The organism is Pseudodonghicola flavimaris (genome assembly GCF_030164425.1).
GTDB lineage: Bacteria > Pseudomonadota > Alphaproteobacteria > Rhodobacterales > Rhodobacteraceae > Pseudodonghicola > Pseudodonghicola flavimaris.
This window is the reverse complement of record NZ_JASNJD010000020.1, coordinates 19,853-39,340: the sequence shown is the minus strand read 5'-3', so window position 1 is coordinate 39,340 and position 19,488 is coordinate 19,853. Positions and strand designations below refer to the sequence as shown.

Below are 19,488 nucleotides of genomic sequence, written 5' to 3'. Positions count from 1 at the left end.
CGGCGGCGGGGCCAGACCGCCACGTCAGCCGACGCAGATGTTCTGCAGCAGCAGCCAGTCGCGATCGCGCAGCACCGGGGCGGCATCCTGCCCCGCCATCGGATCGGCCTCGATCAGTCCCAGAACGCTTTCTCCGGTGATGTCCAGCGCATAGGCATAGGGGCTGGAGGGCACCCGAGCCCGGGTGAATTCCGCCAGAAGGGACTCGTTGCTCAGTTCCGGGCGTGGCGCGACCAGCACCTGTTCGGCGTAATCGTCCAGGGTCTTTTGGGTCACCTCGCCGGTGGTGAGCAGGCGGAAGGTGGCCAGAATCCCGCCGTAATCCAGCAGCTCCGCCAGGGGATCGATCTGCCGGGCGCGCGCCTGTTCGGCCAGGATGAAGCCGGCGACGACGGCCGGATCCTCGTATTCCTCGATCAGCGCCCGGTTCAGCAAAACGATATCGCCGGGCAGATGAAGGGTCTGCCGGGCGCCGGTTCTCAGCACCACCAGCCGGCCGGCACCGGTGCGCTGCGCAAGCTGTTTCAGCACCGGGCGGCTGTCGGCGCTGCGACAGGCCTGACCGGCCACCCGTTCGATCCGGCTGAGCAAGGCGTTGCCGATTTCCTGACGCTTGATGGCGGGGACCACCTGAACCGTATGGCGCTGCAGCGCGCCGGGCAGCCAGAAGACCAAAAGGATCAGCACCAGCGCAACGCTGGTGGCGACGCTGGCGAGCCGCAGCCGCCCGGGTTTCGGCCTGGCCCGGCTGATCGCGCTGCGGACCTTCTCGATCGCCGCGATCATCGTTTCTTCGTCTTCACCGAGCTCCAGCGTTTCGCCGGGGTCGCCATCGGGGGAATATATGGCCGGCAGGTTGCCGGGATTCTGCCGCAACACCGCAGCGAGCGACCAGTGGGTCAGCGCCCGGTCGTTCATATCGGTCACGGTCAGGGTCGCTTCGCCAATGGAAACGATGACTTCGCGTCTTTGATCGTCAGGGGTCGGACGCCAAAGCCCGCTGGCTTCGAGCCGTTGATATTCGCGCAGCGCCGTCATGTCGCCTGGTTCTGCCGTGCCTCGGTTTTGGGTGGACAGTAGCACGGCAGCAACACGGGCAGCAAACGGCTTTGCTGCCCGTGACGCTGTGACAGGCGGGTCCCGGCTCAGGCGGCCTTGAGACCCAGTTTCGAGAAGATCAGGGCCGCCGGGCAGAAGCCGGTGAAGGCCGACTGGAACAGGTTGGCGCCGACGAAGACGGTCAGCCACACCCAATAGGGGGAGACGAACCAGGTCAGCAGAACGGACAGCAACACCATGAAGCCGGCCAGGGCCATAACAGCGCGATTGATGGTCATTTCGGTATCCTCTTGAGTACAGGCGCACGCGGGGCGTCTTTGTATTCGAATTTAGGAATACGTTGAGCGGAATGCAAGGGGTCCGATGCAGGGGGCCGCAATCTGTCTGTCGCAATGCTCAATCGCTGCGCGGACAGGCTTCGATGCCGGGTCAGACGGCCGGGCGCAGACAGATCACCCCGGCGGCGGGATAGCCGGGCAGCGGGCGCACGGCGGGCCGGCCCAGACGCAGCACCAGATCCCGCAGGGTCAGGCCCAGATAGCGCATCGAGCATAGACAGCGGCCATCGCGGGTCAGGCACAGCCGGCCGTTGCGAAAGGCCAGCCCATAGCCGCGGCCTTCCAGCGCCTGTTCCACCGCGGCCCAGCTGGGGCAGGCGGCAATCAGCGGTGTCAGCCAGCCACGCAGCAGGGCGGCGGATTCACAGTCGATGTTCGGATGGTCGATATCCAGCGGCCTCGGCCGCGAGGCAGTCAGCGTTTCGGGGTCCATCGGTCTCTCCTCCCGTTGCGGTTTTCCCCTTCCTCCTCGGGTCTGAAGAAGTCTGGAGGATGTCTGGGATCAGACAATAATTTTCATAAAAATCGGGCAATTGTGGCGCGAATTGTGGCTTGGGTAGTATTAGTCGCGCCGGCACGCGGGATTTGTTGCGATTTTGGAAACTGGCGGGAAATCGCGTGTTGCGCCGGCCACCGGCGCGGGGGCTCGGATTCCGGCCTTGACCCCCCTGACGGCAGACAGCAGGGTCGCCGCGACAGAGCAGAGAGAGTTCATGGCCGGACAGTCCGCCCCCTTCGCCCCTTTCGAATGGATGATCGCCTGGCGCTATCTGCGCGCCCGCCGCGCCGAGGGTGGCGTCAGCGTGATGACCTGGATCAGCCTGATCGGCATCACCCTGGCGGTCTTCGCCCTGATCGCCACGCTGGCGGTGCGCTCCGGCTTTCGGTCGGAATTCGTCGGCACCATCCTGGGCGCCAACGCCCATGTCACCGTCTATAGCCCCGGACGGGTCACCGAGGCCGGCAGCATCGACCGGACCATCGGCGATTATACCGAAATGGCCGGCCGGCTGGCGGCGGTGGCGGGGGTGACCCGCGCCGCGCCGGTGGTGCGCGGCCAGGTGATGGCCAGCTTCCGCGGGCGCAATTCCGGGGTCGAGGTCTATGGTATCTCGGCCGCCGATCTCGCCAGCCTGCCGGCGATCGCCGACGGCGAACAGGCGCAGGGCTCGCTCGACGATTTCGCCGGCGGCATCGCCATCGGCTCCGGCGTCGCCCGTGAGCTGGGGGTGATGGTCGGCGACCGGATCAAGCTGATTTCCCCCGACGGGGTGAAGACGCCGATGGGCACCAGCCCGCGGGTCAATGTCTATCCGGTCACCTACATCTTCTCCGCCGGGCGCTGGGACATCGACCGCACCCGCGCCTATCTGCCGCTGTCCGAGGCGCAGAGCTATTTCAACCGCGAAGGCGTGGTCGACGAGATCGAGGTGATGGTGGAGGCGCCCGAGCGGGTCGAGGCGCTGCTGCCCGCGCTCTATCAGGCGGCGGGGGAGGGTGCGCGGCTCTGGACCTGGCGCGATGCCTCGGGCGGGTTCCTGCGGGCGCTGCAGGTCGAGGACAACGTGATGTTCGTCATCCTGTCGATCCTGGTGCTGATCGCGACGATGAACATCGTTTCGGGGCTGATCATGCTGGTCAAGAACAAGGGCCGCGACATCGGCATCCTGCGCACCATCGGCCTGAGCGAGGGCTCGATCCTGCGAGTGTTCTTCATCTGCGGCGCCTTCACCGGCATCATCGGTACGGCCATGGGGGTGCTGCTGGGCTGTCTCTTCGCCATCTATATCGACCCGATCTTCTCCTTCGTGAATTACGTCGCTGGCGGAGGTGTCTGGGATCCGGCGATCCGCGGCATCTATTCGCTGCCGGCGGAGCTGCATCTGTGGGACGTGATGAAGGCGGTGATCCTGTCGCTGGGGCTGTCCTTCGTCGTCACCATCTTTCCGGCCCGCCGCGCGGCCCGGCTGAACCCGGTGGAGGCGCTGCGCTATGAGTGAGGCGATGCTGCAGCTCGACGGGCTGACCAAGGGCTATCTGCAGGGCACGCCGGGCGCGGTGGAGGTGCTGCGTGGCATCGATCTGACCCTCTCGGCGGGGGAAACCGTGGCGCTGGTCGCCCCCTCCGGCGCCGGCAAGTCGACGCTTCTGCATATCGCCGGGCTGCTCGATACGCCGGATGCCGGCCGGGTGGTGATCGCCGGCCAGGACATGAGCGGCAAGGGCGACCGGGCGCGCACCGCGATGCGGCGCCAGGACATCGGGTTCATCTATCAGTTCCACCACCTGCTGCCGGAATTTACCGCCGCCGAAAACGTGATCTTGCCGCAGCTGGCCAATGGCGCCGGCCGCGCGGCGGCGGCAGCGCGCGCCGCCGAGCTTCTGGACCGGGTGGGCCTGTCGGCCCGCGCCGGTCACCGGCCGGCAGAGCTCTCGGGCGGGGAACAGCAGCGGGTCGCCTTCTGCCGGGCGCTGGCCAACCGGCCGCGGGTACTGCTGGCCGACGAGCCGACCGGCAACCTCGATCCCGAAACCTCCGACCGGGTGTTCGGCGCGCTGATGGCGCTGGTCGCCGAAACCGGGCTGGCGGCGCTGATCGCGACCCACAACATGGAGCTGGCGGCGCGGATGGACCGGGTGGTGCGGCTGGACAACGGCCGGATCGAACCGGGTCCGGTCTGAGGCGCGGGCAGGGCGATCAGGGCGACCTTGCGGCAGCCTGCCGCGACGGCTTGGCCTTTGTCGCAGGCTTGCGATATGATTCCACTCGAAACCACCGGCTTCAGCAGCACGAAAGGCCAGACCCGCCAATGGCAGTCGCACCTATCCGCCTTCTCCTTGTCCTCAGCCTGCTGGCCGGGGCGGGCGCCGCCGCCGCCGAAACCGGCAGCAAGGCGGCGCGCCGGGGGGGCGAGCTCTATCAGGCGCATTGCGCCACCTGCCACGGGGTTGCCGCCGACGGTCGCGGTCCGATGGCCTCGGTGCTGGTGGTTCCGCCGCGCGATCTGACCGGGCTGGCCGCTGCCAACGGCGGTGTCTTCCCGCTGCAGCGGGTGGCAGCCCGGATTGACGGCCAGGACCCGCTGGTCAGCCACGGCAGCCCGATGCCGGTCTATGGGCTGTTCTTCGAAGGCCGCGCCCGCGCGATCCGCCTGCCCGACGGGAGCGAGATCACCACCACCGGGCCGATCGCCGATCTGCTGGCCTATCTGCAAACCCTTCAGCACAGGTGACCGCCGTGACCACCCGCTTTCTGACCCCCAACCGCCTGTTGATCTCCCTGCCGCTGCTGGCGGTGCTGGCGGCCTGTGTCGCCGATCAGATGGGCATGCCCACCGCCGCCGAGGGCGAGGCGCTCTTTGCCGACAACTGCACCGCCTGCCACGATTATCACGGCGAGGGCGGGGCGCTGATCTCCGGCGTCAAGGCGCCGGACCTGACCCGGATCGCCCTGCGCAACGGCGGCACCTTCCCACGGACCCGCGTGCTGTCGCAGATCGACGGCTATGGCCGTGGCAAGGTCTCGGCCGATATCATGCCGGAGTTCGGATCGCTGCTGGAGGGCGATCTGGTGCCGGTGGAGGTCGAGGGCACGATGACGCCGACGCCGCGCCCGCTGGCGGCGCTGCTGGCCTATCTGGAAAGCATCCAGGTCGAGAGCTGAGGTCTATCCTCTGCCGGCGGGGCAGGAGGGCCGCCTGCGGTCCCAGGGGCCGGGCGGTGACGGGGGCTCTGCCCCCCTCGCCTGCGGCGAGTCCCCCGGGATATTTGGGCCAGATCGAAGGGGGCCGGATCGAACCGGTCGGTCAGTCGCAGATCCCGGCGAGAGTCACGCCGCGCCAGGGCAGTACCACGTCGCTTTCCCGGCGGCGGGGCAGCGGCGCCAGCGGCAGCGCCTCGGACAGCATCCGGTGCAGCCGCCTGGTGCGGGCGGCCTGGGGCGCGAGGCTGCGGCAGCAGACGTATTCTTCCATGATCGCGCCCTGCTGTTCGTAGCCGAAGTCGAGAAACGCCGGAGCGCTGGTCAGGTCGAAGAGATAGGGATCGTCGGTGCCGCGATGCTCGGCGGCGGCGCGCAGCGGGCTGTAGCCGGTTCGGGCGCGGTTCTGCCATTGCCAGACATGGGTCATCTCATGGGCGAAGAGCATGGCCTCGCTGAGGTAAAGCCGCTGCGGATAGTGCGGCAGGTAGTCGGCGAGATACCAGTCACGGGTGAAGAGGATGCGGTTGAAGAGGGTGACCGCGGCAGGTTTGGCGGTGACGATCTCATCGGTGGCGGGGGGCAGGATGCGTTCGCCGCAGGTCACCCGCGGGCGCGGCTTGCGGTGAAAGGTGATGCTGCCGAGCGGCGCGCCGCGCACCAGGCGGACGCGGTCGAGATCCATGGCGCGCCCCTGCAGGGTTTCGGCGAAGGCCATCTCATGGTCGGTCAGTGGCCGGCCGCAGGTGGCGAGGCCGAGCAGCGCGAGGGTCAGGACGGCGAGGGCAAGGCGCATCCGGTCACAGGCTCATGGCGAGGACGCGGCTGATTTCGCTGAGCGAGCGGCCGGACTGCGCCATCCACTCGTTGAAGGCGGCCTGCACCCGGTTCAGCGCGGTTTTCGACGTGGCGGGCCTGTCGATCACGCCTTCGGCGATCAGCCGGGCGGTGACGTCGCGTGACAGGATGAAGCTGTCGCGGCCGGCAAACCGCATCGCATACTGGCCGGTGGTGCCGCCGAGCCGGCTGCCCTCGCGGCGGATCAGGTCGAGCAGACCGACGAAATCATCGGAGGGCCAGCCGCCCAGCACCTGGCCGGCGCCGCCCTCATCGCGCAGGCGCAGCAGGAAGGCGGCGTTTTCCCGCACGGTGGCAAGCTTGGCGCCGTTGCGCACAACATCGGGGTTGCGCAGGATCGCGTCGAAGCGGTCGTCGGAGAGAAAGGCGCAGGCGCCGGGGTCGAAGCCGTCGAAGGCGGCCTCGAAACCCGGCCACTTGGCTTCGATCACCTTCCAGTTGAAGCCGGCCTGAAAGATGCATCGGGTCATGATCGACAGCCAGCGATCCTCGGGCAGGCGGGCCAGCTCTTCGGGGCTGAGCGGCTTCGGCAGCCCGGCCTCCAGCGCGGCGGCGCCGCCGTGGCGATCGGCGGCGAGGGCGAAGATTTCGTCGAAGGAGCGCATCGGATCAGCCGGCGTAGAAGGTGGCGGTGGCGGTGGCGACCGGCTTGCCGCTCTGCTCCTCGATCATCTCGGCGCGGGCGAAGACCAGCGCCTTGCCGGCGCGCACCACCTCGGCGCGGCAAAGGATGGCGGTGCCGACGCCGGGGCGCAGGAACTGGGTGTGCAGATCGGTGGTGGCGAAGGGGCGCGGTTCGGGGAAGTGGGCGATCACGGCCAGCGCCATGGTGGTATCGGCCAGCGCGGCCAGCGCCTGACCGGAGACGATGCCGCCGACCCGGGCCAGATGATCGCCGAGCGGCATGCGGATCAGCACGTGATCGGGATCGACCTCCTGCACGGTGAGGTCCAGCGCCTGGACCCAGTCGGCGAAATTCTCGGCGAAGACTTGCTGTGCGATCTCTGGGGTCATGCGGGCTCTCACTCTGCGGTCGGGGGCAGAGTAGACCTCGGGCGGGCGCCGCGTCGAGGGGCTTTGCGGCCCGGCCGCGGCGTTTCGCTGGTGGCGGGTGGGGCGGGATGCTAGGACAGCGGGGTTCCGGCCGCGATCAGGAGGTCCCGTGATGCATCTGGCCTTTGTTTCCGTCCCCGAACGGGGCGCCGCCGACCGGCTGCTGTCGGAGTTCGCCGACCGCTGCCTGGCCGGGGGGGCGCGGCTGGCGGGGGTGGTTCAGCACAACAGCGACTGTCCGGAGCAAAGCGGCTGCGACATGGATTTGCAGCTGTTGCCCTCTGGCGACCTGATCCGCATCTCGCAATCGCTGGGGGCGGGATCGCGTGGCTGCCGGCTGGATACCGCGGCGCTGGAAATGGCGGTGGGCCGGGTCGGTCCGCTGCTGGAACAGGGCGCCGATCTGCTGATGATCAACAAGTTCGGCAAGCACGAGGCCGAGGGGCGCGGGTTCCGGCCGCTGATCGGCGCCGCGCTGTTGCAGGAGGTGCCGGTGTTGCTGGGGGTGAATGCCACCAATCGCGCCGCCTTTCTGGAGTTCGCGGGCAGCTTCGCCGAGGAACTGGCGCCGCGGCCCGAGGCGCTGGATGCCTGGTTCGCGCGCAGTCGCGGGGCGGCCCTGGCCGCGGGCTGAACGGTCGGGCGGTTTGCGGTCTTTATCCCGGCGCGGGGCTGGCGTATCGCTCTGCCACCGCCAACGGGGCGGGTGCTGCAGCAGGAGGATCGCGGATGCGGGTGCCATACAGCCGGCTGAGCCGGGCAGAGCTGGATCGTCAATTGTCTCCCAGCCTGTCGGCCAAGGATTTCATGGCGGTTCTGACCCGGCACGAGGCCGAGACCGCGGCGCTCGATTCCGCAGAGGAACTGACCCGTCACACCGATATCGCCTATGGCCCCGGGTCGCGGCAGCGCTATGACGTGACGACGCCGGTGGCGGGCAGCGGGTTGCCCTGCCTGGCCTTTGTCCACGGCGGGTTCTGGCAGGAGGGGTCGAAGGCCGGGTCGGGCTTTGCCGCTGAGGCCTGTGTCGCGGCGGGGCGGGCGCATGTGGCGATCGGCTATACCCTGGCGCCCGAGGCCTCTCTGGCCGCCATTCTCGAGGAGATTGCCACCGCGCTGCGGCATCTCAGGACCCATGCGGCGGACTATGGCATCGATCCGGCGCGGATCGTCCTGGCCGGGCACTCCGCCGGCGCGCATCTGGCGGCGGCGATCCTGGCCGGGCTGGGCGGGGACGATCTGCCGGCGGCGCTGGCGGGCTATGTGCTGATCAGCGGCGTCTACGATCTGGCGCCGGTGGCAGCCTCCTACGTCAACGAAGCCGTCGGTCTCAGCCCGGCGGATGTCGAGGCGCTGTCGCCGCTGCTCTATCTGCCGGCGGCGGATCGCCCGGTGCATCTGATGATCGGCGCCGATGAGCCGGAGGCCTTCCGCCGGCAGAGCGATGCGCTGGCGATGCTCTGGGGGCGGGAGCTGAGCCGGATCAGCATGGAGCGCTTTGCCGGCCGCGATCATTTCGACATTCTCGACGAGCTTGCCGTCAGCGACAGCGAAACCGGGCGGCGCATCGCGCAGATGATGGCGGGCTGAGGGCGGCGGCCGGGGCCGCCCGCTGTCCGGGTCTCAGGCGCTGGTCGAACTGCTCTGCGACGACTGGCTCTTGCGCTGCTCCAGCCGGTCCAGCGTGTCGTTGAGCACGCTGATCAGGTCCTTCTTCGAGATCGGCTTGCTGAGGAAACCGTCCATCCCGGCGGCTTCGCAGCGCAGGCGGTCCTCCGGCATCGCATGGGCGGTCAGGGCGACGATGACCGACGCGGGCAGGCCGCGGCTGCGTTCCATCGCGCGGATTTCCTCGGAGGCGGTCAGCCCGCCTTTCACCGGCATGGAGATATCCATCAGGATCAGGTCCGGCTTTTCGGCGATGTAATTGTCCACCGCCTCCTGGCCGTTGGACCAGGTGGCGATATGGGCGACGCGCTTGCCGATCATCTTCTCGATGATCAGCTTGTTGGTCTTGTTGTCCTCCGCCATGCAGACCCGCAGCGGCAGAACCGGTTCCGGGGCGCTGTCGGCGGCATGGGTGGGCGCGCGCTGTGCCGGCGGATCGTGGCGGATCGCCCGGCACAGGCTGCGGAACAGCATATCGGTGCGCACCGGCTTGTTCAGGCAGAATTCGACATCGCCGCGCGTCAGTTCGCGCTGCAGGGTTTCCAGATCGCCCGAGGACAGGATGATGAAGGGTAGGTTCTGGGCGCCGGGCAGCTCGCGCAGGGCGCGCAGCAGGTCGACGCCGTTCATGCCCGGCATGTGGTGGTCCGAGATCACGATATCGGGAAGCGGCTGCTTGCCGCTGCGCAGGGCCGACAGCGCGGCGCGGGCGCTGTCGTAGGCGACGCTCTGCATGCCGAAGCCGCTCAGCCGTGCGGTCAGGATGCGGCGGTTGATCTCCAGATCGTCGACCAGGATGGCGGTTTTGCCATGCAGGGTCTCGGGTTCGAAGAACAGCGCCGAGACGCGGGTTTCGGTGCGGCTGGGCGGTTCCGTCAGCTCCATCGGCAGGATCATGCGGAAACAGGAGCCCTCGCCGGGGGTGCTTTCCACGGTGATATCGCCGCCCATCAGCCGCAGCAGCCGGCGGGTGATCGCCAGCCCCAGGCCGGTGCCGATCCGCGACCGGGTGTCATCGGAGCCGACCTGTTCGAAATCGCGGAAGATCGCGTCGAGCTTGTCGGCGGGAATGCCGATACCGGTGTCGCTGACGGAGATCTCGAAGCGATGGTCGCTGAGTTCCGCCACCCGGATGGTGACATGACCGCTGTCGGTGAACTTCATGGCGTTGCCGGCGACGTTCAGCAGGCACTGCCGCAGCCGCGATTCATCGCCCACCACCCAGGCCGGCAGTTGTTTCTGGAAATCGACGCAGAGTTCGACCCCCTTGGCATAGCCGGTGGGGAACAGCAGGTCGGCGGCGTCCTGCACGCAATTGTGCAGGTCGAAGGGCTCGGGAATGATGGTGATCTTTCCGGCCTCGATCTTGGAGAAATCGAGGATATCGTTGATGATCGTCAGCAGCGCCGAGGAGGAGCCCAGGATGGTCGAGGCATAGCCGCGCTGCTCCTCGTTCAGATGGGTTTCGTTCAGCAGCTCCGCCATCCCCATGATGCCGTTCATCGGCGTGCGGATCTCGTGGCTCATGTTGGCCAGGAAGCGCGACTTGATTTCCTCGGCATGGCGGGCGGCATCTCGGGCCCGGGCCAGATCGCGGTTCATCACCGCCATCCGCCACCAGGCATAGGTCAGCGCGCTGATCGGGATCAGGCTGGCCAGCGTCAGGATCGCCACCAGCATGATGCTGAACCGCTGGAAGGCGCTGTAGATGGTGGCGCGATCGCTGCTGATGTTCACGAAAATCTCGGCGGCGCCGATGACCGGGCCGCTGTCGCCGTCGGCGCGGATCGGCAGGACGCTGCGCGAATAGTGATCGGCCGGGTTGCGGCCCAGCCAGGCCTGATTGATCTGGGTGACTTCGGAAGCGCCCTGCAGAACCGCCTGGATGGCATCGTGATCGATCGTGGTGGTGCCGGGGAGGCCGGCCCCTTCCGGCCGGCCGTCGGTGTGGTCGGAGGACAGGACAAGCCGCCCGTTGCGATCGAAGATACGGTAGAGCAGGACGTTGCCGAAGGCTTCCGCGTCATGGCGCTGGATCGGGGCGCTGCCGGTCGCGTCGGTCTGCCGCAGCAGGTCGGAGAAGCTGTCGACATGCAGCACATAGTGATTGTACCAGCTCTTGGCCGAGGCGGCGGCGGTAGCGGTCAGGGTGGAGGCCGTGACACGGGTGCGGGCATCGACGACCAGCCGGCCGGCCACGAAGACGACCATGGCCAAAAACAAGATCGACCAAATCCATATCCTGAGCCTGCCCTCGGTCATGCCATTTCCCCTTCGTCTCAGTTCGGGGGATTGGGCGCTGAAATCGCTAACTTCGGGTTAAGGACGTCCTCAAACTGGGGGAAGCGGTGGTAAAAACATGTTTGGGTTGTGTGTCTTTTCCGGGGCTCAGCCGGCGAGAGGTCTGAACGAGACCTGCGAGATCAGCCAGTCGCGGAAGGCTTCGGCCTGGTCGGCGCCGGATTCGGGGGTCACGATGTAATAGGCGTTGTCGGTGGAATGCGGCCGGTCGAGGGCGACGCAGAGGTCGCCGGCGGCCAGATCCTGTTCGATCAGATAGGCCGGCAGCAGGGCACAGCCGAGCCCGGCGCGGACCGCCTCGATGGCGAGGGAGAACTGATCGACCCAATGGCCCTCGCGGGCATCGGGCATCTCCAGCCCCTGGCGGTCGAACCAGTCGGTCCAGAGGGTGGGGCGCTCGGAGAGGTGGATCTTGGGCAGCGCGGTCACTGCGGCGAGGTTGTCGCCGGCATCCCCGCGCAGGGCGCCACCGACGACAGGCAGCACGATCTCGCTGCACAGATAGGTGCAGGTGCCGCCGGGCCAGACCGGCTGGCCGTAATGGATCGCCAGGTGGCACTGCCGTTCCTCCAGATCGAAGACCTCGCGGGAGGTGGTCAGATCGAACCGGGTTTCGGGCGCGCGGGCGAGATAGTCGGGCAGCCGGGGCATCAGCCAGCGGGTGGCGAAGGTGGGCAGGGCGTTGACCGACAGGACCCGGTCGCCGCTGGCGCCGGCATGCGCATGGCGCATGGTGACCTCGGCCATCCGCAGCAGGCGGCGGACTTCCGGTAACAGGTCGCGCGCCGCCGGGGTCATCACCACCCGACCCGGCAGACGTTCGAACAGCGGTTTGTCGATCTGCGCCTCAAGCTCGCGGATCTGTCGGCTGACCGCGCTCTGGGTCAGGGCCAGATCCTCGGCCGCACGGGTAAAATTCCCATGTCGCGCGGCGCATTCGAAGGTTTGCAGCAGGCGGATGTCGGGCAGAAAGCGGCGCTGTCGGATCACCTTGGTCCCCGCAGATCGGTTCTTGGGCTCGCAGGCGGGGATGATGCCGCGATCCCCGGGCGGGCGCAAGTCGCCATGCGCAACCGGAATGGGGGCAGTCGCATCCATCGTTCGGCCCCCGGCCCGGTTTTGGCTAGGATCGGGGTAACCGCTGCATCATCACAAGGGCCCCCGCCATGTCCGACACCTATCTGCCCGCCGATGCGATCCGCACGCTGTTCTCGCGCGCGATGTCGGCGATGTACCGCGCCGAGGTGCCGGCCTACGGCACGCTGCTCGATCTGGTGAAGGCGGTGAACGACGAGGTACTGGCCGCCGATCCCGAACAGCACGCGCGGCTGGCGGCGCTGGGAGAGCTCGACCGTATCGGTGAGGAACGCCATGGCGCCATCCGCCTCGGTACCGCCGCCGAACTGGCGACGATGCGGCGGCTGTTTGCGGTGATGGGCATGTATCCGGTGGGCTATTACGATCTCAGCGTCGCCGGGGTGCCGGTGCATTCCACCGCCTTCCGGCCGCTGGAGGATGCCGCGCTCAGCGCCAATCCCTTCCGTGTCTTCACCTCTCTGCTACGGCTCGACCTGATCGAGGACGCGGCGCTGCGGCAAGAGGCGGCGGAGGTGCTGGAGACGCGATCGATCTTCACCCCGGGCTGCCTGGCGCTGATCGACACCTTCGAGGCGCAGGGCGGACTGGACGCGGCGCAGGCTGAGAGCTTCGTCGCCGAGGCGCTGGAAACCTTCCGCTGGCATGCCGAGGCTAATGTCAGCCAGACCATGTACCGCCGGCTGCATGAGGCGCATCGGCTTGTCGCCGATGTGGTGGCCTTCAAGGGGCCGCATATCAACCACCTGACGCCACGCACGCTGGATATCGACACGGTGCAGCGGCGGATGCCGGAGGCGGGGATCGCCCCCAAGGCGGTGATCGAAGGGCCGCCGGCGCGAAAGGTGCCGATCCTGCTGCGGCAGACGTCCTTCAAGGCGCTGGAGGAGCCGGTGGATTTCCTTGCCGACGGCAGCAACGCGCCGGGCCGCCACACCGCCCGCTTCGGCGAGATCGAACAACGCGGTCTGGCGCTGACGCCGAAGGGGCAGGCGCTCTATGACCGGCTGCTGGCCGAAACCCGCGCCACGATCACCCCGAAGGCGGACGGCTCCAACGCCGCCGCCTATATGGAGACGCTCGGGACGGTCTTTGCCGCCTTCCCCGACGATGCCGAGACGCTGCGCCGGGAGGGGCTAGGCTATTTCCGCTATAGCCCGACCGGCAAGCCGGCCAGTGCCGCAGATCTCGGCCGCGATGCGGAGGCGCTGGTGGCCGCCGGGCTGCTGCGGGCCGATCCGATCGTCTACGAGGATTTCCTGCCGGTCAGCGCGGCGGGGATCTTCCAGTCCAACCTGGGCGACGAGGCTGCGCAGGCCTTTGCCGCCAATCCCAACCGGGCGCTGTTCGAAGCTGCGCTCGGGGCCCGGGTGATCGACCTGCACCAGCGCTATGCCGAGGCCGAGGCGGCCTCGCTGGCACGTGCGCGGGCCGCGCTCGCCGCCTGATCCCGACCTGCCGGCGCCGGCGGTTCTCCCCGCCGATCGCGCCGGCCCGACCCTGAAAGGATATCGAGATGTCTAGCAAATCCCTCGCGGTGGTGACCGCCGAAACCATGGCCGCCTGTGGCGTGACCGCCCCGCTCGACGCCGCCGACGGGCTGGCGGTGACCTCTCCCGTGACCGCCGAGGTGGTCGCCACCCTCGTTCCCCACAGCGCAGCCGAGGCGGAGGCGATGATCGCCAAGGCCGACGCGGCCTTCCGCAAATGGCGGATGATCCCGGCGCCGCGCCGGGGGGAGCTGGTGCGCCTGTTCGCCGAGGAACTGCGCCAGTCGAAGGAAGACCTGGGCCGCATGGTGTCGATCGAGGCCGGCAAGTCGCCCTCCGAAGGGCAGGGCGAAGTGCAGGAGATGATCGACATTTGCGATTTCGCCGTGGGCCTGTCGCGCCAGCTCTATGGCTTGACCATCGCCACCGAACGCCCCGGCCACCGGATGATGGAAACCTGGCATCCGCTGGGGGTCGTCGGCATCATCACCGCCTTCAACTTCCCCTGCGCGCCCTGGTGCTGGAACGCCGCGCTGGCGCTGGTCTGCGGCGATCCGGTGGTGTGGAAACCGTCGGAGAAGACACCGCTGACCGCGCTGGCGGTGCAGGCGGTGCTGGATCGCGCGCTGGCCCGCTTCGGCGATGACGCGCCCGAGGGGCTGAGCCAGGTTCTGGTCGGCGGCCCCGAGCTGGGCGAGGCGCTGGTCGACAGCCCCAAGGTGGCGCTGATCTCGGCCACCGGCTCCACCCGCATGGGGCGGATCGTCGGGCCGAAGGTCGCCGCACGCTTCGGCCGCTGCATCCTGGAGCTTGGCGGCAACAACGCCGGTATCGTCTGCCCCTCGGCCGATCTGGACATGACGCTGCGCGCTGTAGCCTTCGGCGCCATGGGCACCGCTGGTCAGCGCTGCACCACCATGCGCCGGCTCTTCGTGCATGAAGCCGTCTACGACCAGTTGGTGCCGGCGCTGAAGAAGGCCTATGCCAGCGTCACCGTCGGCAACCCGCTGGAGACCGCGGCGCTGGTCGGTCCGCTGATCGACAAGGCCGCCTATGACGGCATGCTGGTCGCTCTGGAGGAAGCCCGGGCGTTGGGGGGCACGGTGCACGGGGGCGAGCGCGCCCCTGAGGTATCCAACTCCGCCTATTACGTGCATCCGGCGCTGGTCGAGATGCCGGAACAGGCCGGCCCGGTGCTGCGCGAAACCTTCGCGCCGATCCTTTATGTCATGAAATACAGTGACTTCGATGAGGTGCTGGAGCAACATAACGCGGTCGGCGGTGGGCTCAGCTCGTCGATCTTCACCACCGACCTGCGCGAGATGGAGACCTTCCTGTCGGCGCGCGGTTCCGACTGTGGGATCGCCAACGTCAATATCGGCACCTCGGGGGCCGAGATCGGCGGCGCCTTCGGCGGCGAGAAGGAAACCGGCGGCGGTCGTGAATCCGGCTCCGACGCCTGGCGCGCCTATATGCGTCGCGCCACCAACACCATCAACTATTCCAAGGACCTGCCGTTGGCGCAGGGCGTGGTCTTCGATATCGATTGACCGGAGCATGGGCCGGCGAGGAGGGGCGCCCTGCGGCGCCGGCCCGACAAACTGACGCCACGCGATTCGAGGTTTTGAATGTGAGATCGGGGCTGCCACAGCGCTGCGCATAACGCATAGCTCCCTTCCATCGTTGCGCTGAGCGCAATGCTGCTACTCTGCCAGCGAAAGCCTGAAGGGGGGAGGGCGCAGGGATCGCGACAGCTATACCCGGTGCAGTCATCGCTGCGGGAAGCCACGCGGGACCGGTGGCCGCCGACTGAGATGCATTCACCCGGGCGCGGGGCAGGGGCGGGGCCGAGCCGGGGGCTGCGCGATCGGTTCCCCGGCCCCGTTACTCCGGCGCTTCCGGCCAAGGCCTCGACTTTCGGGCGCAAAGCCCTGTCAGACGGGGGTTTTCACGCCTTTCCCGCGCCGTCGACACATGCCGCTGCCGGTCGGAGTGGACGGCATTCGGATGGTTCCGGGCGCAGGGCCATGTCGACGCCGGGCTGGATGTGCCGGGGGGAGAGTAGGAAAGATGGCCGGCGAAGCGGCTGTCAGAATAAAGCTCCGCTGCGTTGCAGCAAACTTGCGGAAACCAGCATTCTTGCGGCGGTCTAACGAAATTTTATTAGCGGCCATGGCATTTCGGCGCCGGGCTGCGGCCTCGACAGGGGCGGTCAGATGTGGGAACTGAACCCGGACAGGCGCCCGGTTTCCGCCGGGGCTGTTCGCAGGCAAAGACATTCGGGGTGGCCCCGGCGGCCAGGCCCGAGACCCCAACGCGAAGGATTTGTCCATGTATGATGACCGCGTGCGGAACCCCGCGCTTCTGGATCGTATCGTCAGCGCCGAAGAGGCCGCCCTGCACATCAAGGACGGGATGATGGTCGGCATGAGCGGCTTCACCCGCGCCGGTGAGGCCAAGGCCGTCCCGATGGCTCTGGCGGCGCGTGCGAAGACGGAACCGCTGCAGATCACGCTGGTCACCGGCGCCTCGCTGGGCAACGATCTGGACAAGACCCTGGCCGAGGCACATGTGCTGTCGCGGCGGATGCCGTTTCAGGCCGATCCGGCGCTGCGCAAGGCAATCAATGCCGGTGAGGTGATGTTCGTCGATCAGCACCTGTCGGAAACCGTCGAGATGCTGCGCACCCGCCAGCTGGGCCCGGTCGATGTCGCCGTGGTCGAGGCGGTGGCAATCACCGAGCAGGGCGGCATCGTGCCGACCACCTCGGTCGGCAACTCCGCCAGCTTCGCCATCCTCGCCGACAAGGTGATCGTCGAGATCAACCTGTCGCAATCGGCGCAGCTGGAAGGGCTGCACGACATCTTCATTCCGACCCACCGCCCGGTGCGGATGCCGATCCCGGTGGTCTCGCCGGAGAGCCGGGTGGGGGTTCCGTTCATCCCGGTCGATCCGGACAAGATCGCCGCCATCGTCATCACCGAGAAGCTCGACAGCTCCTCGACCATCCTGCCACCGGACGACGGCACCCGCGCGATTGCCGGCCATCTGTCTGAGTTCCTTCAGAATGAGGTGAAGCGCGGGCGGTTGAGCAATTCGCTGCAACCGCTGCAGGCCGGCATCGGCACCATTGCCAACGCGGTGCTGCACGGGCTGATCGACACCCCGTTCCACGACCTCAAGATGTATTCCGAGGTGCTGCAGGATTCGACCTTTGACCTGTTCGACGCGGGCAAGCTGGATTTCGCCTCCGGTTCTTCGATCACCCTGTCGGAAGAGAAGTACAAGGAAGTTTTCCCGCAGCTGAACAAGTACAAGTCGCGGCTGATCCTGCGGCCGCAGGAAATCTCCAACCACCCCGAGGTGGTGCGGCGGCTGGGCATCATCGGCATCAACACGGCGCTGGAATTCGACATCTACGGCAATGTGAACTCGACGCACGTGGGCGGCACCAAGATGATGAACGGTATCGGCGGCTCGGGCGATTTCGCGCGCAACGGGTATCTGTCGATCTTCGTCACCAAGGCGACGGCCAAGGACGGGCTGATTTCCTCGGTGGTGCCGATGGTCAGCCATGTCGATCACAACGAGCATGACGTTGATATCCTGGCGACCGAGTTCGGCCTTGCCGATCTGCGTGGGCTGGCACCGCGGGAGCGGGCGCCGCTGATCATTCAGAACTGCGCCGATCCGCTCTATCGCGATCAGCTGATGGACTACTACAAGCGCGCCGTCGCCCGTGGCGGTCACACCCCGCATGTGATGGAAGAGGCGTTGTCCTGGCATGTGCGGCTGGCCGAAACCGGCAGCATGAAATGACCCGCGCCGCGCCCCTCTAGGGGGCGCGGACCTCTGGCATCGGCGGTAGGCGTGGCTCTGGCGTGCGCCGGTCCGGGCGATGTGTGGCGCCGGCCATGACCTGCGGCGATTTGCGCTTTCCATAACCGGAACGAAACGGGCGGCGTCCCGGGGGCAGTCCCCGGGGCGCCGTCCTGTCTTCTGGGGCCGGTCTTATGGGGCCTGTCTTATGGGTGCAGTGCCTGAAACGCATCAGCCCCGCGCCAGGGGCACGGGGCTGAGCAGAGAGAGGGGGAGGGACCGGGGCCGGTCCCGACTGTCATCGCGCCGGCGTCAGAACATCGCCTGTGGCAACCACAGTACCAGCAGCGGGAAGGCCACCAGCAGCGCCAGGCGAGTGAAATCGGCCAGGATGAAGGGCAGGATGCCCTTGACCACGGTGGCCAGCTTCACGTCGCCGGCGGCGGCCTGCACGATGAAGAGGTTCATGCCGATCGGCGGCGTGATCAGGCCGATCTCCGCCACGGTGACCACCACGATGCCGAACCAGATCAGGTTGTAGTCCAGCTCGGTCGCCACCGGCGCCAGCAGCGGCACGGTGAGCAGGATCATCGACATCGAATCCATGAAGCAGCCCAGCACCACGTAAAAGACGAGGATCAGGACCATCACCAGCAGCGGGCTCAGGCCGGAGTTCTGGATCAGCCCGATCAGCAGTTGCGGCAGACCGGTTTCCTCCAGGAAGGAGTTGAACAGCGCCGCGCCGATCAGGATGAAGAAGATCATGCCGGTCAGACCGGCGGTCTCGAAGACCGAGGCCCGCAGCGCCGCGAAGGTCAGCCCGCCGGAGATCTGCGCCAGGAAGAAGGCGCCGACCGCGCCGATGGCCGCCGCCTCGGTGGGAGAGAACCAGCCGAGATAGATGCCGCCGATCACCAGCGCGAACAGCGCCACCACCGGCCAGATCTGGCCCATGAAGGTCAGCCGGGCGCTCCAGCCCATGCGTTCGGCGCGGGGCGCCAGCTCCGGCTTCATCTGCACCTTGATCATGATCGCCGCCGCATAGAGCGCCGCCCCCAGCAGACCCGGGATCAGCGCCCCGATGAACAGCTGGCCGATCGAGCTTTGGGTCAGCAGGCCGTAGACCACCAGCAGCACCGAGGGCGGGATCAGCACGCCGAGTGTGCCGCCGGCCGCCACCGTGGCGGTGGAGAGGGATTCGTCGTAGCCGTGGCGCTTCATCTCCGGCAGGGCGACCCGGCCGATGGTGGCGACGGTGGCCAGCGAACTGCCGCAGATGGCCCCGAAGAAGGCGCTGGCGCCCACCGTGGTCACTGCCAGGCCGCCGCGGCGATGGCCGATGAAGCTGTTGATCACGTCGAACAGCGACCGCGACAGCCCGGCATGAGAGGCGAAGACGCCCATCATCACGAACAGCGGGATCACGCTGAAGGAATAGGGGAAGATCGATTCGAAGGGGGTGGAGCCCAGCACATAGGCGGCCCCCATCCAGCCGTTCAGATACCAGTAGCCGACCACGCCGATCGCGCCCATGGCCACCGCCACCGGCAGCCCCAGTGCGATCAGCACCAGCGCGGCGATGAAGCCGCCCAGACCCAGATACGCCTCGCTCATGCGCGGGCCTCCTTTCTGTCTTTGCGCACCGCCTCGGCCAGATGCACCAGGATCCCGATCAGCGAGGCGGCGAGGCCGACCAGCAGAGGATACCAGTACCAGGCCACCGGGATGCCCAGCTGCTGCGACCGGTCGCCGAACATGGTGCGCATCTTGAAGGTCTCGAACCCGTACCACAGCATCAGCCCGATCACCGCCAGCGCCACCAGCGCGGCCAGCACCCTGAGCGGCAGTTTCAAGGCCGCCGGCAGCATGTTCAGGACGAAGTCGACGCCGACATGGGCGGCGGACTGGAATGCAAAGGGAATGACCAGCCAGGCGCCGGCGACGACGAACAGCTGGACCAGATCGACCACGCCTTCGATCGGCATGCCGAGATTGCGGCCGACCACATCGACGAAGGTGACCAGCGCCGCGGCGGCATAGGCCAGAACACCGAGAACGGCGAGCCCCGAGACCACGAGGCGGGGCAGGGATTTGACGGAGACCATGG

Annotated in this window: 19 protein-coding genes; 9 read left to right on the top strand and 10 right to left on the bottom strand. The window is 67.6% G+C overall.

The features are described from left to right. Positions 1-24: 24 nt before the first annotated feature. From QO033_RS20015 to QO033_RS20005, 3 genes are all read right to left on the bottom strand, one after another. Positions 25-1,038: a hypothetical protein gene (locus tag QO033_RS20015; RefSeq protein ID WP_284482745.1), complete on the bottom strand. Its 1,014-nt coding sequence runs from the start codon at positions 1,036-1,038 to the stop codon at positions 25-27. A gap of 107 nt (positions 1,039-1,145) precedes the next feature. Continuing rightward, positions 1,146-1,337, bottom strand: coding sequence for a YgaP family membrane protein (locus QO033_RS20010; RefSeq protein ID WP_284482744.1), 192 nt, complete (start codon positions 1,335-1,337; stop codon positions 1,146-1,148). 151 nt (positions 1,338-1,488) lie between these two features. After that, positions 1,489-1,830, bottom strand: coding sequence for a hypothetical protein (locus QO033_RS20005; RefSeq protein ID WP_284482743.1), 342 nt, complete (start codon positions 1,828-1,830; stop codon positions 1,489-1,491). Positions 1,831-2,110: 280 nt separating this feature from the next. Here QO033_RS20005 and QO033_RS20000 point away from each other — a divergent pair, with 280 nt between their 5' ends. The 4 genes from QO033_RS20000 (at position 2,111) to QO033_RS19985 (ending at position 5,061) form a co-directional block, all read left to right on the top strand. Next, positions 2,111-3,397: a lipoprotein-releasing ABC transporter permease subunit gene (locus tag QO033_RS20000; protein WP_284482742.1), complete on the top strand. Its 1,287-nt coding sequence runs from the start codon at positions 2,111-2,113 to the stop codon at positions 3,395-3,397. Next, positions 3,390-4,079: an ABC transporter ATP-binding protein gene (locus QO033_RS19995; RefSeq protein ID WP_284482741.1), complete on the top strand. Its 690-nt coding sequence runs from the start codon at positions 3,390-3,392 to the stop codon at positions 4,077-4,079. The genes QO033_RS20000 and QO033_RS19995 overlap by 8 nt, the downstream gene beginning before the upstream one ends. A 128-nt stretch (positions 4,080-4,207) precedes the next feature. Next, positions 4,208-4,630, top strand: coding sequence for a c-type cytochrome (locus QO033_RS19990; protein ID WP_284482740.1), 423 nt, complete (start codon positions 4,208-4,210; stop codon positions 4,628-4,630). A gap of 5 nt (positions 4,631-4,635) precedes the next feature. Further along, complete coding sequence (locus tag QO033_RS19985) at positions 4,636-5,061, top strand: c-type cytochrome (protein WP_284482739.1); 426 nt, start codon at positions 4,636-4,638, stop codon at positions 5,059-5,061. 142 nt (positions 5,062-5,203) lie between these two features. On the opposite strand, the gene QO033_RS19980 is transcribed toward QO033_RS19985, so the two are convergent. Genes QO033_RS19980 through QO033_RS19970 form a run of 3 tightly spaced genes read right to left on the bottom strand, consistent with a single transcriptional unit; the run spans position 5,204 to position 6,969 of the window. Further along, positions 5,204-5,893, bottom strand: a complete 690-nt coding sequence (locus QO033_RS19980; protein WP_284482738.1) for a hypothetical protein — start codon at positions 5,891-5,893, stop codon at positions 5,204-5,206. Positions 5,894-5,897: 4 nt separating this feature from the next. After that, on the bottom strand, positions 5,898-6,560 hold the full coding sequence (locus QO033_RS19975; RefSeq protein ID WP_284482737.1) for a DNA-3-methyladenine glycosylase I: 663 nt from the start codon (positions 6,558-6,560) through the stop codon (positions 5,898-5,900). Between the two features lie 4 nt (positions 6,561-6,564). Next, positions 6,565-6,969, bottom strand: a complete 405-nt coding sequence (locus tag QO033_RS19970; protein WP_284482736.1) for a PaaI family thioesterase — start codon at positions 6,967-6,969, stop codon at positions 6,565-6,567. A gap of 151 nt (positions 6,970-7,120) precedes the next feature. Here QO033_RS19970 and QO033_RS19965 point away from each other — a divergent pair, with 151 nt between their 5' ends. Further along, positions 7,121-7,642: a DUF2478 domain-containing protein gene (locus QO033_RS19965; protein ID WP_284482735.1), complete on the top strand. Its 522-nt coding sequence runs from the start codon at positions 7,121-7,123 to the stop codon at positions 7,640-7,642. 95 nt (positions 7,643-7,737) lie between these two features. Continuing rightward, complete coding sequence (locus QO033_RS19960; RefSeq protein WP_284482734.1) at positions 7,738-8,598, top strand: alpha/beta hydrolase; 861 nt, start codon at positions 7,738-7,740, stop codon at positions 8,596-8,598. A gap of 33 nt (positions 8,599-8,631) precedes the next feature. On the opposite strand, the gene QO033_RS19955 is transcribed toward QO033_RS19960, so the two are convergent. Next, entirely contained in the window at positions 8,632-10,938 is a 2,307-nt protein-coding gene (locus tag QO033_RS19955; protein WP_284482733.1) for a response regulator, read from the bottom strand. A 126-nt stretch (positions 10,939-11,064) separates the two neighbouring features. After that, positions 11,065-11,967, bottom strand: coding sequence for a LysR family transcriptional regulator (locus QO033_RS19950; protein ID WP_284482732.1), 903 nt, complete (start codon positions 11,965-11,967; stop codon positions 11,065-11,067). A gap of 176 nt (positions 11,968-12,143) precedes the next feature. Between QO033_RS19950 and hglS the strand changes: the two genes are divergently transcribed. The 3 genes from hglS to QO033_RS19935 all read left to right on the top strand — a co-directional run bounded on the left by hglS (position 12,144) and on the right by QO033_RS19935 (position 17,381). Then, positions 12,144-13,520: a 2-oxoadipate dioxygenase/decarboxylase HglS gene (gene hglS / locus QO033_RS19945; protein ID WP_284482731.1), complete on the top strand. Its 1,377-nt coding sequence runs from the start codon at positions 12,144-12,146 to the stop codon at positions 13,518-13,520. Positions 13,521-13,588: 68 nt separating this feature from the next. Continuing rightward, positions 13,589-15,112 (top strand): L-piperidine-6-carboxylate dehydrogenase, encoded by a 1,524-nt coding sequence (gene amaB / locus QO033_RS19940; protein WP_284482730.1) that lies wholly within the window; start codon positions 13,589-13,591, stop codon positions 15,110-15,112. A gap of 781 nt (positions 15,113-15,893) precedes the next feature. After that, positions 15,894-17,381: an acetyl-CoA hydrolase/transferase family protein gene (locus QO033_RS19935; protein ID WP_284482729.1), complete on the top strand. Its 1,488-nt coding sequence runs from the start codon at positions 15,894-15,896 to the stop codon at positions 17,379-17,381. Between the two features lie 312 nt (positions 17,382-17,693). Here the strand turns inward: QO033_RS19935 and QO033_RS19930 are convergent, their stop codons facing one another. Further along, positions 17,694-18,995, bottom strand: a complete 1,302-nt coding sequence (locus QO033_RS19930) for a TRAP transporter large permease (RefSeq protein WP_284482728.1) — start codon at positions 18,993-18,995, stop codon at positions 17,694-17,696. Further along, positions 18,992-19,486 (bottom strand): TRAP transporter small permease, encoded by a 495-nt coding sequence (locus QO033_RS19925; protein ID WP_284482727.1) that lies wholly within the window; start codon positions 19,484-19,486, stop codon positions 18,992-18,994. The genes QO033_RS19930 and QO033_RS19925 overlap by 4 nt, the downstream gene beginning before the upstream one ends. Positions 19,487-19,488: the final 2 nt, after the last annotated feature.

Excerpts from the sequence above, each read along its gene's own strand:
- QO033_RS20015 (WP_284482745.1), bottom strand. The coding sequence starts at position 1,038 with ATGACGGCGCTGCGCGAATATCAACGGCTCGAAGCCAGCGGGCTTTGG.
- QO033_RS20010 (WP_284482744.1), bottom strand. The coding sequence starts at position 1,337 with ATGACCATCAATCGCGCTGTTATGGCCCTGGCCGGCTTCATGGTGTTG.
- QO033_RS20005 (WP_284482743.1), bottom strand. The coding sequence starts at position 1,830 with ATGGACCCCGAAACGCTGACTGCCTCGCGGCCGAGGCCGCTGGATATC.
- QO033_RS20000 (WP_284482742.1), top strand. The coding sequence starts at position 2,111 with ATGGCCGGACAGTCCGCCCCCTTCGCCCCTTTCGAATGGATGATCGCC.
- QO033_RS19995 (WP_284482741.1), top strand. The coding sequence starts at position 3,390 with ATGAGTGAGGCGATGCTGCAGCTCGACGGGCTGACCAAGGGCTATCTG.
- QO033_RS19990 (WP_284482740.1), top strand. The coding sequence starts at position 4,208 with ATGGCAGTCGCACCTATCCGCCTTCTCCTTGTCCTCAGCCTGCTGGCC.
- QO033_RS19980 (WP_284482738.1), bottom strand. The coding sequence starts at position 5,893 with ATGCGCCTTGCCCTCGCCGTCCTGACCCTCGCGCTGCTCGGCCTCGCC.
- QO033_RS19975 (WP_284482737.1), bottom strand. The coding sequence starts at position 6,560 with ATGCGCTCCTTCGACGAAATCTTCGCCCTCGCCGCCGATCGCCACGGC.
- QO033_RS19970 (WP_284482736.1), bottom strand. The coding sequence starts at position 6,969 with ATGACCCCAGAGATCGCACAGCAAGTCTTCGCCGAGAATTTCGCCGAC.
- QO033_RS19965 (WP_284482735.1), top strand. The coding sequence starts at position 7,121 with ATGCATCTGGCCTTTGTTTCCGTCCCCGAACGGGGCGCCGCCGACCGG.
- QO033_RS19960 (WP_284482734.1), top strand. The coding sequence starts at position 7,738 with ATGCGGGTGCCATACAGCCGGCTGAGCCGGGCAGAGCTGGATCGTCAA.
- QO033_RS19955 (WP_284482733.1), bottom strand. The coding sequence starts at position 10,938 with ATGACCGAGGGCAGGCTCAGGATATGGATTTGGTCGATCTTGTTTTTG.
- hglS (WP_284482731.1), top strand. The coding sequence starts at position 12,144 with ATGTCCGACACCTATCTGCCCGCCGATGCGATCCGCACGCTGTTCTCG.
- amaB (WP_284482730.1), top strand. The coding sequence starts at position 13,589 with ATGTCTAGCAAATCCCTCGCGGTGGTGACCGCCGAAACCATGGCCGCC.
- QO033_RS19935 (WP_284482729.1), top strand. The coding sequence starts at position 15,894 with ATGTATGATGACCGCGTGCGGAACCCCGCGCTTCTGGATCGTATCGTC.
- QO033_RS19930 (WP_284482728.1), bottom strand. The coding sequence starts at position 18,995 with ATGAGCGAGGCGTATCTGGGTCTGGGCGGCTTCATCGCCGCGCTGGTG.
- QO033_RS19925 (WP_284482727.1), bottom strand. The coding sequence starts at position 19,486 with ATGGTCTCCGTCAAATCCCTGCCCCGCCTCGTGGTCTCGGGGCTCGCC.